Here is a 14746-nt window from a genome sequence, read left to right as displayed (position 1 = left end):
ATGTAAAATTACCAACGATAGTGAGCAAATGCTTTATTTGCTTCAGCCATTTTGTGTGTATCTTCACGCTTCTTAACAGATGCACCAGTGTTGTTTGCCGCATCCATAATTTCGTTAGCTAAACGTTCTTCCATCGTCTTTTCTCCACGAAGACGGGAATAGTTCACTAACCAGCGAAGTCCAAGAGTTGTACGGCGGTCAGGTCGCACCTCAACAGGAACTTGATAGTTTGCACCACCTACGCGGCGGGCTCTTACTTCAAGAACCGGCATAATGTTCTTTAATGCTGCTTCAAACACTTCCATTGGTTCTTTGCCTGTGCGTTCGCGGATAATATCAAAAGCAGAGTATAAAATTGCTTGAGATTTACCTCTTTTACCGTCAATCATCATTTTATTGATTAAACGTGTAACTAATTTTGAATTGTAAAGCGGATCTGGTAACACGTCTCTTTTTGCTACTGGACCTTTACGTGGCATGTTTTTTCCTCCTTTCAAAGAAGCTTCCCTAATTAATCAGATTATTTCTTAGCTGCTTTTGGTTTCTTTGTACCATATTTAGAGCGGCCTTGCATCCGGTTGTTAACACCAGCTGTATCAAGGGCTCCACGAACAATGTGATAACGTACCCCTGGTAAGTCTTTAACACGTCCGCCACGGATTAGAACAACGCTGTGTTCTTGCAGGTTGTGGCCGATACCAGGAATATAGGCAGTTACCTCAATACCATTTGTCAAACGTACACGTGCATATTTACGTAACGCTGAGTTTGGCTTCTTTGGTGTCATCGTACCAACACGAGTACATACCCCGCGTTTTTGTGGTGATGATAAGTTCGTTTGAGATTTTTTAAAACTGTTATAACCTTTATTCAGTGCAGGAGATTTTGATTTATACGTCACTGCTTGACGTGGTTTGCGCACTAATTGGTTAATTGTAGGCATTTTTATTTCCTCCCTTCACGATTGTTAAGCCCACACATCCAGGTGGTTCATTTTTTTGCAAAAACAAAGTTTTTGTAGACAGCACAATCTACAAAAACAGTTTTTAACGAATAATTGCAACAGCTGCCGCACCAACTTCTATTTTGCACGCTTTCCCCAACTTTTTCATAGAGTCGACGTAATAGATCGGAATGTTTCGCTCCTTGGCCTCATTCACCGCTTTTGCAACTACCTTATGGTCTGCATCGCTGGCAATAATAAGTTCCCGGACGATTCCCTCTTGCAGTGCTTTCACTGTTTGTTTTGTTCCTATAATAAATTTACCAGCCTGCAATACTTTTTCATAAGACATCTTTCATATCCTCCAAAGTATCAGGTGTATAGGAGCACCTTTGATATATTACCATCTTCAAAATAAGATGTCAAACAAAAATTTCAGTTTCATTAATGGAGCTTTAAAAAGGCGGTACCCAATTTTTCTAGGTACCGCTTTTCAAATTAATCAATTGAAACCGGCTCTTCCGATGTTACTTCACGAAACATGGGCTCCGCTTTGCGATACCGCTGCATGCCGGTACCTGCTGGAACAAGTTTCCCGATGATCACATTTTCCTTCAAGCCCAACAATTCATCCCGCTTGCCTTTGATCGCCGCATCGGTTAGAACTCTTGTTGTCTCTTGGAACGATGCAGCGGATAAGAATGAATCTGTTTCCAGAGATGCTTTTGTGATACCAAGCAATATCGGACGACCTGTTGCTGGTAATCTGCCCTCCAATAATGCCTTTTCGTTGGCATCAGTAAATTGGTGAACATCTAACAGCGTACCAGGTAATACATCTGTTTCCCCAGCATCAACTACACGAACTTTGCGCAGCATTTGCCGTACCATTACTTCAACGTGTTTATCGCCAATTTCAACCCCTTGCATGCGGTATACCTTTTGTACTTCGCGCAGCAAGTACTCTTGAACGGATAGAACATCTTTTACCTTCAATAATTCCTTCGGATCAATCGAGCCTTCCGTTAACTCTTGGCCAGGTTCAATTTGATCACCGACAGCAACTTTCAAACGTGCTGTATAAGGAGCATTGTACGTACGTGTTTCTACTTCACCTTGAACAACAATTTCATGCTGGCGGTCGCGGCCTTCATTAATGCCGACAACTGTACCGCCAATCTCAGAAATAACCGCTTGACCTTTAGGATTACGTGCTTCAAAAATTTCTTGAATCCGCGGTAAACCTTGAGTAATATCGTCTCCTGCTACCCCGCCGGTATGGAATGTACGCATCGTTAACTGTGTACCTGGTTCCCCGATGGACTGAGCAGCAATAATACCAACTGCTTCACCCACCTCCACCTCTTGACCAGTCGCCAGGTTGCGCCCATAACATTTTTTACATACTCCATGACGGGTATTACATGTAAACGCGGAGCGGATTTTCACTTCTTCTATTCCTGCATCCACGATTGCCTTGGCAATGTCTTCAGTAATCAGTTCATTTTCACGAACCAGTACTTCATTTGTCTCAGGATGCTTGATCGTATTACGGGCATAACGGCCAATTAACCGCTCTTCCAAAGTTTCGATGATTTCTGTACCATCTTTTAAGGCACGGATGGAGAAACCACGGTCCGTTCCACAGTCATCTTCGCGGACAATAACGTCCTGGGCTACATCGACCAGACGGCGTGTCAAATAACCAGAGTCAGCTGTTTTCAGCGCTGTATCGGCAAGCCCTTTGCGTGCGCCGTGAGTGGAAATAAAGTACTCTAACACCGTCAGTCCTTCACGGAAACTTGATTTAATCGGCAACTCGATGATTCGACCAGCCGGGTTCGCCATCAAGCCGCGCATCCCGGCGAGCTGTGTAAAGTTAGAGGCGTTACCACGGGCACCAGAATCGCTCATCATAAAGATTGGATTTGTTTTATGCAAAGACTTCATTAGGCGTCCTTGAATGGTATCCTTCGCCTGGCTCCAAATGGAGATCACCCGGTCATACCGTTCATCTTCGGTAATGAGACCCCGTCTAAACTGCTTTTGCACGTTATCGACTTTGACCTGAGCATCGTGAAGGATCTGCTCCTTCTCACCAAGTACGACAATATCCGCCACGCCGACTGTAATCCCGGCCTTGGTTGAATATTTGAAACCAAGATCCTTCAAACGGTCAAGCATTTTCGACGTTTCGGTAATTTTGAAACGCTTGAAGACTTCGGCAATGATATTACCAAGGACTTTCTTTTTAAATGGATCAACCAGCGGCATACTCTTTATTTTCGCTTTTACATCTTCACCTTTTTCAACAAAATACTTCTCAGGTGTTTTTTCCTCTAAGTTGCTCTTAGTAGGTTCGTTGAGATAAGGGAAAGATTTTGGAAGAATTTCGTTAAAAATAAGTTTTCCCACTGTTGTGATAAGAAGCTTATTGTTTTGTTCTTCGGTAAAGGTTTCGTTCCGCAATGAACCGGCATGGACAGCAACGCGGGAATGGAAATGGACAAAACCATTTTGATAGGCAAGCAATGCTTCGTTTATATCTTTAAAAATCATTCCCTCGCCGATAGCACCCTCTCTTTCCAATGTCAGGTAGTAGTTACCTAATACCATGTCCTGAGAAGGAGTGACAACTGGTTTCCCATCTTTAGGGTTTAGAATGTTTTGCGCTGCCAGCATCAACAGTCTTGCTTCAGCTTGAGCTTCAGCCGACAGCGGTACGTGTACAGCCATCTGGTCCCCGTCAAAGTCCGCATTGTAGGCAGTACATACAAGCGGATGCAGGCGGATCGCCCGGCCTTCTACAAGTGTTGGTTCAAATGCCTGAATCCCTAATCGATGCAATGTAGGGGCGCGGTTTAATAAAACTGGATGTTCTTTTATGACATCTTCAAGCACATCCCAGACATCTGGAGAGACACGTTCAATTTTACGTTTAGCAGATTTGATGTTATGGGCTAAACCTTTCTCTACAAGCTCTTTCATCACAAATGGCTTGAATAGTTCCAACGCCATTTCTTTTGGAAGGCCGCATTGGTACATTTTTAAGTATGGACCAACAACAATAACCGAACGGCCTGAGTAGTCAACCCGTTTACCAAGTAAGTTCTGACGGAACCGTCCTTGCTTCCCTTTTAACATATGGGAAAGCGACTTAAGCGGACGATTGCCTGGTCCTGTAACCGGACGGCCGCGGCGGCCGTTATCAATCAATGCATCCACTGCTTCTTGCAGCATCCGCTTTTCGTTTTGTACGATAATGCTTGGTGCGCCTAAATCTAACAAACGCTTTAAGCGATTATTACGGTTAATCACGCGCCGGTAAAGATCATTCAGGTCAGATGTGGCAAATCTTCCGCCATCAAGCTGGACCATTGGACGAAGTTCCGGAGGAATAACCGGGAGCACATCCAGTACCATCCAAGATGGTTCATTTCCAGAGTTGCGGAATGCCTCTAATACCTCCAGTCGTTTAATCGCACGAGTACGACGCTGACCTTGTGCTGTCTTCAATTCTTCTTTTAAAATATCTACTTCCTTATCCAAGTCGATATCGGAAAGAAGCCGTTTAATTGCTTCTGCACCCATAGACGCTTGGAACTTATTGCCATACTTTTCGCGATAGGCACGGTATTCTTTTTCAGATAATAACTGCTTCTTTTCCAGAGCCGTGTCACCAGCTTCCGTTACTACATAGGAAGCAAAGTAAATAACTTCTTCCAACGCCCTTGGGGACATATCCAACACAAGCCCCATCCGGCTTGGAATCCCTTTAAAATACCAAATATGCGAAACCGGAGCAGCCAATTCAATATGCCCCATACGCTCACGGCGTACCTTTGCCCGTGTCACTTCAACCCCACAACGGTCGCAGACAACGCCTTTATAACGTACCCGCTTGTATTTACCGCAGTGACATTCCCAATCCTTCGTTGGACCGAAAATTCTTTCACAGAATAAGCCGTCTTTTTCCGGTTTTAACGTACGATAGTTAATGGTTTCTGGTTTTTTGACCTCTCCGTAAGACCATGAACGGATCTTATCCGGTGAAGCAAGGCCAATTTTCATATACTCAAAATTATTAACATCCAGCAAGGGGCCTACCTCCCTTTTGATTGAAGAAATCGGCTAATTCGTCGATTACTTCTGTTCTGACATCTAGCCTCTGACAGTTGTAAATCGCTGCAACGTTTTCGAGTTGCCTTAATATAAAGAGAGAACGCAAGCGCACACCCAATCGTGCGCTTGCCCATTTATGTTATTCTTTCGTACCAACCTTTTCCGATTCCAGATTTGGTGTATCCTGAGCAAGGTTTAACGTATCAACTTGCTGCAAGTCGTCTTCGTCATCGATATCCCGCATTTCGATTTCCTCTTCGTCACCGGAGAGAATTTTCACGTCCATACCAAGACTTTGAAGTTCTTTAATTAATACCTTGAATGACTCAGGAACCCCTGGTTCCGGAACATTTTCACCTTTTACAATGGCTTCATATGTTTTGACACGTCCGACAACATCATCTGATTTAACTGTAAGAATTTCTTGAAGCGTATAAGCTGCGCCGTAAGCCTCAAGCGCCCAAACTTCCATTTCACCAAAACGCTGTCCGCCGAATTGAGCTTTACCGCCAAGCGGTTGCTGCGTAACTAGTGAGTAAGGTCCGGTTGAACGGGCATGCAGTTTATCATCAACCATGTGTGCTAATTTAATCATATACATGATCCCGACAGACACACGGTTATCAAATGGTTCACCTGTACGGCCATCATAAAGAATGGTCTTCGCATCACGTGCCATACCGGCTTCTTCAATCGTTGCCCACACATCATCCTCGGTGGCACCGTCAAATACCGGTGTGGCAACATGGATGCCCAATTGTCTTGCGGCCATTCCTAAGTGAAGCTCCAGCACCTGTCCGATATTCATCCGGGAAGGAACCCCTAATGGGTTTAACATGATATCAACAGGTGTACCGTCCGGCATGAACGGCATATCTTCTTCAGGTAAAATCCTTGAGATAACCCCTTTATTACCATGTCGTCCAGCCATCTTATCGCCTTGGTGTATTTTACGTTTTTGAACAATATAAACACGGACAAGCTGGTTTACACCCGGAGGAAGCTCATCGCCATCTTCACGGTTAAATACTTTGACATCGTGAACGATTCCCCCTCCACCGTGTGGAACGCGAAGGGAGGTATCCCGTACCTCACGTGCCTTCTCACCAAAAATGGCGTGAAGAAGTCTTTCCTCAGCAGTAAGTTCTGTAACCCCTTTGGGAGTTACTTTACCAACTAGCAAATCACCGTCTTTTACCTCAGCACCGATGCGGATGATTCCCCGTTCATCCAAATTCTTTAGCGCATCTTCGCCAACGTTTGGAATATCACGGGTAATTTCCTCAGGGCCAAGCTTGGTATCACGTGATTCTGATTCATATTCTTCAATATGAATCGAAGTATAAACATCGTCTTTTACAAGACGTTCACTCATAATAATCGCATCTTCATAGTTGTAACCATCCCAAGTCATAAAGGCTACCAGCACATTACGTCCAAGGGCCAATTCTCCCAATTCCATTGAAGGACCGTCGGCAAGGATTTCACCTTTTACGACACGGTCGCCAGGCTTTACGATTGGGCGTTGATTGTAGCAGGTTCCTTGGTTAGAGCGGACAAATTTTAATAAGCGGTATTTATCAAGGTTGCCTTTAACCTCTTGTCCGTCTATTTCCGTAACACGACGAACCCATACTTGGCGGGCTTCTACGTGTTCAACAATACCGTCGTGTTTACAAATCACGGCTGCCCCGGAGTCTTTACCGGATACATATTCCATACCAGTACCCACTCTTGGAGCTTCCGGCTGCATCAGCGGAACCGCTTGACGCTGCATGTTTGCCCCCATCAAGGCACGGTTAGAGTCGTCATTTTCCAAGAACGGAATACAAGCTGTGGCCGCTGAAACAACCTGTTTTGGCGAAACGTCCATATAGTCGATCCGTTCACGTTTTACGGCAGTATTTTCCCCGCGGAAACGAGCAACTACTTCTTCATCCAGGAAGGCGCCATTTTCGTCAAGGCGAGAGTTTGCCTGGGCGACGACATAGTTATCTTCTTCATCAGCAGTCAAATAATCAATTCTGTCCGTTACCCTGCCGGTGTCAGGATCAACCCGGCGGTAAGGTGTTTCAATAAAGCCAAACCGATTAACCTTCGCATAAGTTGATAACGAGTTAATCAAACCAATGTTTGGACCTTCCGGCGTTTCAATTGGACACATCCGGCCATAGTGGGAGTAGTGAACGTCACGAACCTCCATCCCGGCACGTTCACGCGTTAATCCACCAGGTCCCAGTGCTGATAACCGTCGCTTATGAGTTAATTCTGCAAGCGGATTGGTTTGGTCCATGAACTGGGAAAGCTGCGAACTTCCAAAGAACTCTTTGATCGACGCAATCACCGGGCGAATATTAATTAACTGCTGTGGTGTGATCGTTGCTGTGTCTTGGATTGACATTCTTTCACGAACAACCCGCTCCATCCTGGATAAACCAATCCGAAATTGGTTTTGCAATAGTTCACCGACAGAACGCAAACGTCTATTTCCCAGATGGTCGATATCGTCTGTATCGCCGACACCATGAAGCAAGTCAAAGAAATAGCTGATTGACGCAATGATGTCTGCAGGGGTAATATGCTTGATTGGCTCAGCCACATAAGCATTTCCCAATACATTGATCACTTTTTCATTTTCATCACCAGGAGCATAAATTTTAATGCTCTGAAGAATTATTTCGTCTTCCACTACCCCGCCAACAGGGGTAAAACTCTTAAAGTTAATATTTTTCTCAAGTGCCGGTAAAATTTTATCGAGGTTGCGGCGGTCAAGAACCGTCCCTTTTTCAGCGATAATTTCACCTGTTTCAGGATCAACCAGTGTTTCGGCTAACCGTTGATTAAATAAACGATTTTTTAAATGAAGCTTTTTATTAATTTTGTAACGGCCTACGTTCGCTAGATCATAGCGTTTTGGGTCGAAAAAGCGGGAAATCAATAAACTTCTCGCATTTTCAACGGTCGGTGGCTCACCGGGACGAAGCCGTTCGTAGATTTCAAGTAATGCTTTATCGATACCTTCTGTGTTGTCTTTTTCCAAGGTGTTTCGTAAATATTCGTTATCGCCAATTAAGTCGATAATTTCTTGATCAGAGCCGAATCCTAATGCACGCAAAAGAACCGTAACGGGCAGTTTCCGAGTACGATCAATTCTGACATATACGACGTCTTTGGCATCTGTTTCATACTCCAGCCAAGCGCCGCGGTTCGGAATAACTGTTGCTGTAAATCCTTTTTTCCCATTCTTATCGACTTTCGCACTAAAGTAGACGCTCGGTGAACGTACTAACTGGGAAACAATAACGCGCTCTGCTCCATTAATCACAAACGTGCCTGTTTCTGTCATTAGGGGAAAATCACCCATGAAAACATCTTGATCTTTTACTTCACCTGTTTCTTTGTTTACCAGACGTACTTTTACACGTAACGGAGCAGAATATGTAACGTCCCGTTCTTTTGATTCTTCGACAGAATACTTTGGATCGCCAAGACTGTAATCAATAAATTCCAGTGATAGATTACCTGTAAAGTCCTCAATTGGTGAAATATCCTGGAACATTTCACGCAGCCCCTCATCAAGAAACCACTGATATGAAGAGGTTTGGATCTCAATTAGATTTGGTAATTCTAAAACTTCACTGATTCGTGCGTAACTCCTCCGCTTACGGTGGCGTCCATACTGAACTAGTTGACCTGTCAACTGATTCACCCCTCAAATCAAGCGTAATTTGAAAAATCTATGAACTTTTAAGAAGGGGAAAAGCCCCTTTTCAAAAGACAAAAAGAAAAAGGGTTTTTTGCTCAAAAACCACAATTTCACATTTTGACTATTATTTTGTCATCATTTCCGTTTTATCCTTATTTTATACTGAAAAATAAGCATTTGCAGGAATAAAACGGTAAATATTATGATGGCATTTTATAATGCTACCACAAAGGTAACATATAGTCAACTAATTTTTGCTTTAAATATATAATATCCTTTTGATTTCGTTACCGTCTCAACTACTGAAAAAATAGTTTTTAGCTTCTCCAATGCGGAAGGGGCACCTTGTTTCTTTTGAATCACTACCCAAAGTTCACCACTTGGAACAAGAATTTGTGCACTCTGTTCAAAAATATCGTGAACTGTTCTTTTTCCTGCCCGAATTGGCGGATTGGTTAAGATCGCAGCAAAATCTTTTTCTTTAACAGATAATAGTCGGTCACTTTCATAGATTTTGACATTATCAATCCGGTTAAGGGCAGCATTATCCTTTGCCAACTGGATGGCGCGTTCATTTACATCGACCATGTGCACCAGCCGGTCAGGATAATCCATGGCAATCGCTAACCCAATTGGCCCATAACCGCAGCCTACATCCAACACCTGACCAGCTACAGCCGGCATCACAAATGACTCAATGAGTAAACGCGAGCCAAAATCTACCTCTCTTTTTGAAAAAACACCATTGTCAGTCTTAAAGCGGAAAGAATGATTTCTTAAGGTATAATCCCAGTGTTTTGGATCACTTTCAACCTTTTGAACATGAGAATAGTAGTGTTCAGTCACCTGACTCACCCCCTGAGGAGTTTAATTTTAGAAGAATATCGCGGATAGGCAAAAAAAGCCCGCTTATCCAGCGAGCTTTTCTTAGCGTTTAAATTACTTAACTTCGACGTTAGCCCCAACTTCTTCAAGTTTAGCTTTGATTTCTTCAGCTTCTTCTTTAGCAATACCTTCTTTAAGTGGTTTTGGAGCGTTGTCAACAAGGTCTTTTGCTTCTTTAAGACCAAGACCAGTGATTTCACGAACAACTTTGATAACCTTAATTTTTTGGTCGCCAGCGCCAGCTAAGATAACATCAAATTCAGTTTTTTCTTCAGCAGCAGCAGCACCTGCACCACCAACAACTGCTACTGGAGCAGCTGCAGTTACACCAAATTCTTCTTCAATTGCTTTTACTAAATCGTTAAGTTCTAGAACAGTCATATTTTTAACTGCTTCAATGATTTGTTCTTTAGTCATGATTAAGTTTCCTCCTTAATTTTCGTTTGATTATTTTAAAGACCGGGTAGATTGTCAAACTTAAATGCTAAGCGCCCAAGGGTGGTCGCTTTCGCTTTTCTATGCGCCTTGTTCTTCTTTTTGATCTGCCACTGCTTTTGCAGCAAGAGCCAGATTGCGAATTGGAGCTTGTAGTACGGAAAGCAACATAGATAGCAAGCCTTCGCGTGATGGAAGTTCCGCAAGAGCTTTTACATCTTCAACTGTTGCGATATTGCCTTCGATGACACCTGCTTTTAATTCAAGTGCCTCATTGTTCTTGGCAAAATCATTTAAGATTTTGGCTGGAGCTACTACATCTTCAGTACTGAACGCAATGGCGTTAGGACCAGTTAATGCATCATTTAAGCCGGAAAGTCCAGCTGCTTCAGCAGCACGGCGAGTCATCGAGTTTTTGTAAACTTTGAATTCTACACCAGCTTCACGAAGTTGTTTACGCAGTTCCGTTACTTGGGCAACTGAAAGTCCGCGGTAATCGACAACAACTGTTGATACGCTGTTTTTTAATTTATCAGCAATCTCTTCAACAATTTGTTTTTTAGCTTCGATAGCACTGCTCATTCTTAACACCTCCTGTAGATTATCTCCATTTATACCGGGCAATGAAAAAGCCTCCACATCTTTTCATAGACATAGAGGCCTCATAAATAGCATTATGCTAAATCTATTCGGATCACCTCGGCAGGAAATTAAGCCTGATAAGCACCTGCTGTCTACGGTACAAATGTTTTATTTTTAACAACAAATCACATTATAGTAAATGTCGTTGTTGTTGTCAATTGGTAAAATTACCTTGCAAAAATTATCTTGCAGCTACTGAAGAAGGATCAACTTTTACGCCAGGTCCCATTGTAGAGGAAACGGTTACGTTCTTCATGTAAGTACCTTTAGCTGCAGAAGGTTTGGCTTTTAGCATTGTGTCAAATACAGTCGTGAAGTTTTCTACTAACTTTTCGTTTTCAAACGAAGTTTTACCAATTGGCACGTGGATGTTTCCAGCTTTATCAACACGGTATTCAACTTTACCAGCTTTAATTTCAGCAATTGCTCTGGCTACATCAAATGTAACTGTGCCTGTTTTAGGGTTTGGCATTAAGCCTTTAGGTCCTAATACACGACCAAGCTTACCAACTTCCCCCATCATGTCAGGTGTTGCTACGATGACATCGAAATCGAACCAGCCTTGTTGAATTTTGTTGATATATTCTGTATCGCCTACATAATCAGCGCCAGCTGCTTCTGCTTCCTTCAATTTTTCACCCTTCGCAAAGACTAAAACGCGTTGGGTTTTACCAGTTCCGTTTGGTAGTACTACAGCACCGCGGATATTTTGGTCCGCTCTCTTAGGGTCAACCCCTAAACGAAAAGCAACTTCAACTGTTGCATCAAATTTTGCATAGCTTGTTTTCTTTGCAAGATCGATTGCTTCTGCAACCGGATAAGCTTTTGAACGGTCAACAAGCTTCGCAGCTTCTATATACTTCTTACCTTTTTTAGCCATTATTATTTTCCTCCTTGATATGTGGTTTTAACGTCGTTAAATAACTCCCACGAAAAAGGTTGCGAGTATTTTAAAACTACGCAACCCCCTCATTACACATTAACAGTTACATGGATTAGTCTTCGATGGTGATACCCATGCTGCGTGCAGTACCTTCAACCATGCGCATTGCTGCTTCAACGCTTGCTGCGTTAAGGTCAGGCATCTTTTGTTCCGCAATCTCGCGTACTTTATCACGCTTTACTGTTGCTACTTTATTACGGTTAGGCTGGCCTGAACCAGACTGAATTCCAGCTGCTACTTTCAAAAGAACGGCAGCAGGAGGAGTTTTCGTAATAAATGTAAATGAACGGTCTTCAAATACCGTAATTTCAACAGGAATAATCAATCCAGCTTGATCTGCTGTACGAGCGTTAAATTCCTTACAGAATCCCATGATGTTAACACCGGCTTGACCTAGTGCAGGACCAACTGGCGGTGCTGGGTTCGCTTTACCAGCAGGGATTTGTAATTTAACAACTTTAATTACTTTTTTAGCCACGAGACACACCTCCTTAAAGTCCGTGATGTGGTTAATAGGGACCCAATTGGGAATATTCCCTCCCACTCATTAATAGTCTTTATATAAAAAAATAAAGAGCTTGACAAAAGTCCTGTCTCTTAAACTGAGACATATTGACCTATGAAATATTAACATTTTTTAAAGTTGATTTCAAGTTTTTTTACAATCTAATTAGATTTTCTCAATTTGTGAGAAGTCCAATTCAACCGGTGTATCACGGCCAAACATATTAACGAGTACTTTTAGCTTCGCTTTATCCTTATCCATCTCTTCAATATTGCCGGTAAAGTTGGCAAATGGTCCTTCCTTTACACGTACCGTTTCGCCGATTTGGTAATCGACATCAATCCGTTTTTCCTCTACACCCATCCGCTTGAGAATAACGCCCACTTCTTCCGGAAGCAGCGGCGTTGGCTTGGAACCAGATCCTGCAGACCCAACGAAGCCAGTAACCCCGGGAGTATTGCGTACGACATACCAGGAATCATCTGTCATCACGAGTTCAACTAATACATATCCAGGGAATACCTTGCGTTTCACTACCTTTTTCTTTCCGTTCTTGACATCGGTTTCTTCCTCTTCCGGTACAATCACACGGAAGATTTTATCCGTCATACCCATAGACTCTACACGTTTTTCCAAATTCGCTTTGACCTTATTTTCATAACCTGAATAAGTATGAACCACATACCAATTCTTTTCCATTTTGTAGGACTAAATGTCCGTCCCTCCCTACTCATTAACTTACCATTCATTTTACTCTTTCTTGCACCACCAAGGAAATTGCAAATACAATATACCTATTACCGGTCGCTTTCAGTTTTCTAAGCAAATTAAAAAACCCGTTTAAACGGGCTTTTGCTAAAAATTTCTTTATTGATTACCATTATACCATGAACTACCGCTTATTATTCAAGAATTAAACGAATCAATCTTGAAATTCCTAAATCTAACACCGTGAAAAAAAGAGCAAAAAAAGCAACCGTCGTTAATACGGTAATCGTCGAACGAATAAGCTCTCCTCGTTTGGGCCAGCTGACTTTTCTCATTTCACGGACAATATCACTGAAGAACTTCTTTATGCGTTGCATGTTTGAAACCCCCAACTAGAGCAAATAGCATTGCCAGAATCTGAATCTTATTTTGTTTCTCGGTGGATTGTATGGGTTGCACAAGTTTTGCAGAATTTTTTTAATTCTAATCTATCTGATTGTGTCGCTTTTTTTTCAGTGGAATAATTCCTTGAACCGCATTCGGCACAAGCCAGAATCACTTTTTTACTCATCTTAACACCTTCAATATATCCCTAAAACTTTAACATGACGTCCATTTTTTTGTCAATAACTATCAACCATTCGTCAGATAACAACGGCAAATTTTTTATCCCGCCAGATGTCATAAGGTTAATTCCCGTATTTCCAAGTAGCGCTCAAGCTTCCGCTTTACCCGCTGTAAAGCATTATCAATCGACTTCACATGGCGATTAAGCTCTTCTGAAATTTCCTGATAGGATTGTCCATCTAAATAAAGAGCCAATACCTTTCGCTCCAGATCGCTTAATAATTCGGTCATTTTGATCTCAATATGGTCAAATTCCTCTTGATTGATAATCAGTTCTTCCGGATCCAATACCTTGGTGCCAGACAATACGTCCATTAAGGTACGGTCTGATTCTTCATCATATATCGGCTTGTCCAATGATACATAAGAATTTAATGGAATATGCTTCTGCCTTGTTGCTGTTTTTATGGCAGTGATAATCTGGCGGGTAATACATAACTCAGCAAACGCTTTAAATGAAGTGAGCTTGTCCTCGCGGTAATCACGGATAGCCTTATAAAGACCGATCATCCCCTCTTGAACAATATCTTCCTTATCTGCCCCAACCAGAAAATAGGATCTTGCTTTAGCACGCACAAAATTACGATACTTATGGATTAAATAATCCAACGCATCACTATCACCTTTATGCACCAGATCAACAATTTCCTCGTCTTCCATCATGACCAGCTGCCCATTGACCTTTGCTCCGAAGTCCGTACTCAAGCGTAATCCCCTCCACCGACAAGCGTAGATAATATTATTATACATTAGAAATATTTTCTAGTCGAGGGCTCATTTATGTCCTCGGCGCCATTTTTCGAAAATTTCTGCCATTTCATCACTAATAGGTATTTTCGATCCCGGTTTTTTTTCTTGAATGCTTTTTACTTGATGTTTTATGCCTTTTTCAACTGATGTCATCTCATGCAGCAGCTCGCGGGCAGATATTCTCAGTGCCCCTTGTCCAAAAATGGCCCATTGCTCTGTATAATCGGAAGTGGCTACATGGATCTGTGTTTTTCGATTATTTAAACTAATTGCCATTTTTTCAATCCGTTCATCAGCCGTTTCATTTTCTCTTGTAAAAATGACTTCAACTTTATGATTTTTATATTTCTTTGCACTAGTGTTGCATAAAAAGTATCGGAATTTTCAGTTAAAATATTTCACCTTTTTAGGGCCAAAAAGATAAATACCCATTTAAAGGTGGCTCTGTCCATTTGGAAATTTATTTACAGTTAAACCTGA

At 42.3% G+C, this 14746-nt stretch carries 14 protein-coding genes, 1 pseudogene and 1 other annotated feature; all 15 genes and pseudogenes read right to left on the bottom strand.

The genetic code is table 11. From position 1 onward, the window contains the following. Positions 1-8: 8 nt before the first annotated feature. Entirely contained in the window at positions 9-479 is a 471-nt protein-coding gene (gene rpsG / locus JK635_RS20560) for a 30S ribosomal protein S7 (protein WP_202655801.1), read from the bottom strand. Between the two features lie 41 nt (positions 480-520). Beyond that, a complete protein-coding gene (rpsL, locus tag JK635_RS20555) occupies positions 521-943 on the bottom strand; it encodes a 30S ribosomal protein S12 (RefSeq protein WP_202655800.1) in 423 nt (140 codons plus the stop codon). 103 nt (positions 944-1046) lie between these two features. Continuing rightward, complete coding sequence (locus JK635_RS20550; protein WP_202655799.1) at positions 1047-1295, bottom strand: 50S ribosomal protein L7ae-like protein; 249 nt, start codon at positions 1293-1295, stop codon at positions 1047-1049. Positions 1296-1441: 146 nt separating this feature from the next. Then, a complete protein-coding gene (rpoC, locus tag JK635_RS20545) occupies positions 1442-5041 on the bottom strand; it encodes a DNA-directed RNA polymerase subunit beta' (protein ID WP_202655798.1) in 3600 nt (1199 codons plus the stop codon). Between the two features lie 163 nt (positions 5042-5204). Further along, positions 5205-8765 (bottom strand): DNA-directed RNA polymerase subunit beta, encoded by a 3561-nt coding sequence (gene rpoB, locus JK635_RS20540; protein ID WP_202655797.1) that lies wholly within the window; start codon positions 8763-8765, stop codon positions 5205-5207. Between the two features lie 249 nt (positions 8766-9014). Continuing rightward, positions 9015-9617 (bottom strand): class I SAM-dependent methyltransferase, encoded by a 603-nt coding sequence (locus JK635_RS20535; RefSeq protein ID WP_202655796.1) that lies wholly within the window; start codon positions 9615-9617, stop codon positions 9015-9017. A gap of 93 nt (positions 9618-9710) precedes the next feature. After that, on the bottom strand, positions 9711-10073 hold the full coding sequence (gene rplL, locus JK635_RS20530) for a 50S ribosomal protein L7/L12 (protein WP_202655795.1): 363 nt from the start codon (positions 10071-10073) through the stop codon (positions 9711-9713). Positions 10074-10172: 99 nt separating this feature from the next. After that, positions 10173-10673: a 50S ribosomal protein L10 gene (gene rplJ / locus JK635_RS20525; RefSeq protein WP_202655794.1), complete on the bottom strand. Its 501-nt coding sequence runs from the start codon at positions 10671-10673 to the stop codon at positions 10173-10175. A gap of 34 nt (positions 10674-10707) precedes the next feature. Beyond that, positions 10708-10849, bottom strand: a sequence feature (ribosomal protein L10 leader region). A gap of 65 nt (positions 10850-10914) precedes the next feature. Further along, the gene (gene rplA / locus JK635_RS20520; protein ID WP_202655793.1) at positions 10915-11613 is read right to left on the bottom strand and encodes a 50S ribosomal protein L1; all 699 of its coding nucleotides are present in this window, start codon (positions 11611-11613) and stop codon (positions 10915-10917) included. 115 nt (positions 11614-11728) lie between these two features. Next, the gene (gene rplK / locus JK635_RS20515) at positions 11729-12154 is read right to left on the bottom strand and encodes a 50S ribosomal protein L11 (protein ID WP_048822996.1); all 426 of its coding nucleotides are present in this window, start codon (positions 12152-12154) and stop codon (positions 11729-11731) included. A gap of 192 nt (positions 12155-12346) precedes the next feature. Further along, positions 12347-12880, bottom strand: a complete 534-nt coding sequence (gene nusG, locus JK635_RS20510; protein WP_202655792.1) for a transcription termination/antitermination protein NusG — start codon at positions 12878-12880, stop codon at positions 12347-12349. A gap of 203 nt (positions 12881-13083) precedes the next feature. Next, complete coding sequence (secE, locus tag JK635_RS20505; protein ID WP_202655791.1) at positions 13084-13266, bottom strand: preprotein translocase subunit SecE; 183 nt, start codon at positions 13264-13266, stop codon at positions 13084-13086. Between the two features lie 47 nt (positions 13267-13313). Beyond that, positions 13314-13460 carry a 50S ribosomal protein L33 gene (rpmG, locus tag JK635_RS20500; RefSeq protein ID WP_202655790.1) on the bottom strand — a complete coding sequence of 49 codons (147 nt, stop codon included), beginning with the start codon at positions 13458-13460 and terminating at the stop codon, positions 13314-13316. Positions 13461-13570: 110 nt separating this feature from the next. Continuing rightward, on the bottom strand, positions 13571-14179 hold the full coding sequence (sigH, locus tag JK635_RS20495; protein ID WP_202655858.1) for an RNA polymerase sporulation sigma factor SigH: 609 nt from the start codon (positions 14177-14179) through the stop codon (positions 13571-13573). A 111-nt stretch (positions 14180-14290) separates the two neighbouring features. Beyond that, positions 14291-14617: pseudogene (locus JK635_RS20490) on the bottom strand (NYN domain-containing protein); the annotation flags it as partial. Between the last annotated feature and the right edge of the window lie 129 nt (positions 14618-14746).

Origin of the sequence: Neobacillus paridis (genome assembly GCF_016765675.1) — a bacterium.
Lineage (GTDB): Bacteria > Bacillota > Bacilli > Bacillales > Cytobacillaceae > Neobacillus > Neobacillus paridis.
The sequence above is the reverse complement of the archived record's forward strand: the minus strand, read 5'-3'. Positions and strand labels throughout refer to the sequence as shown.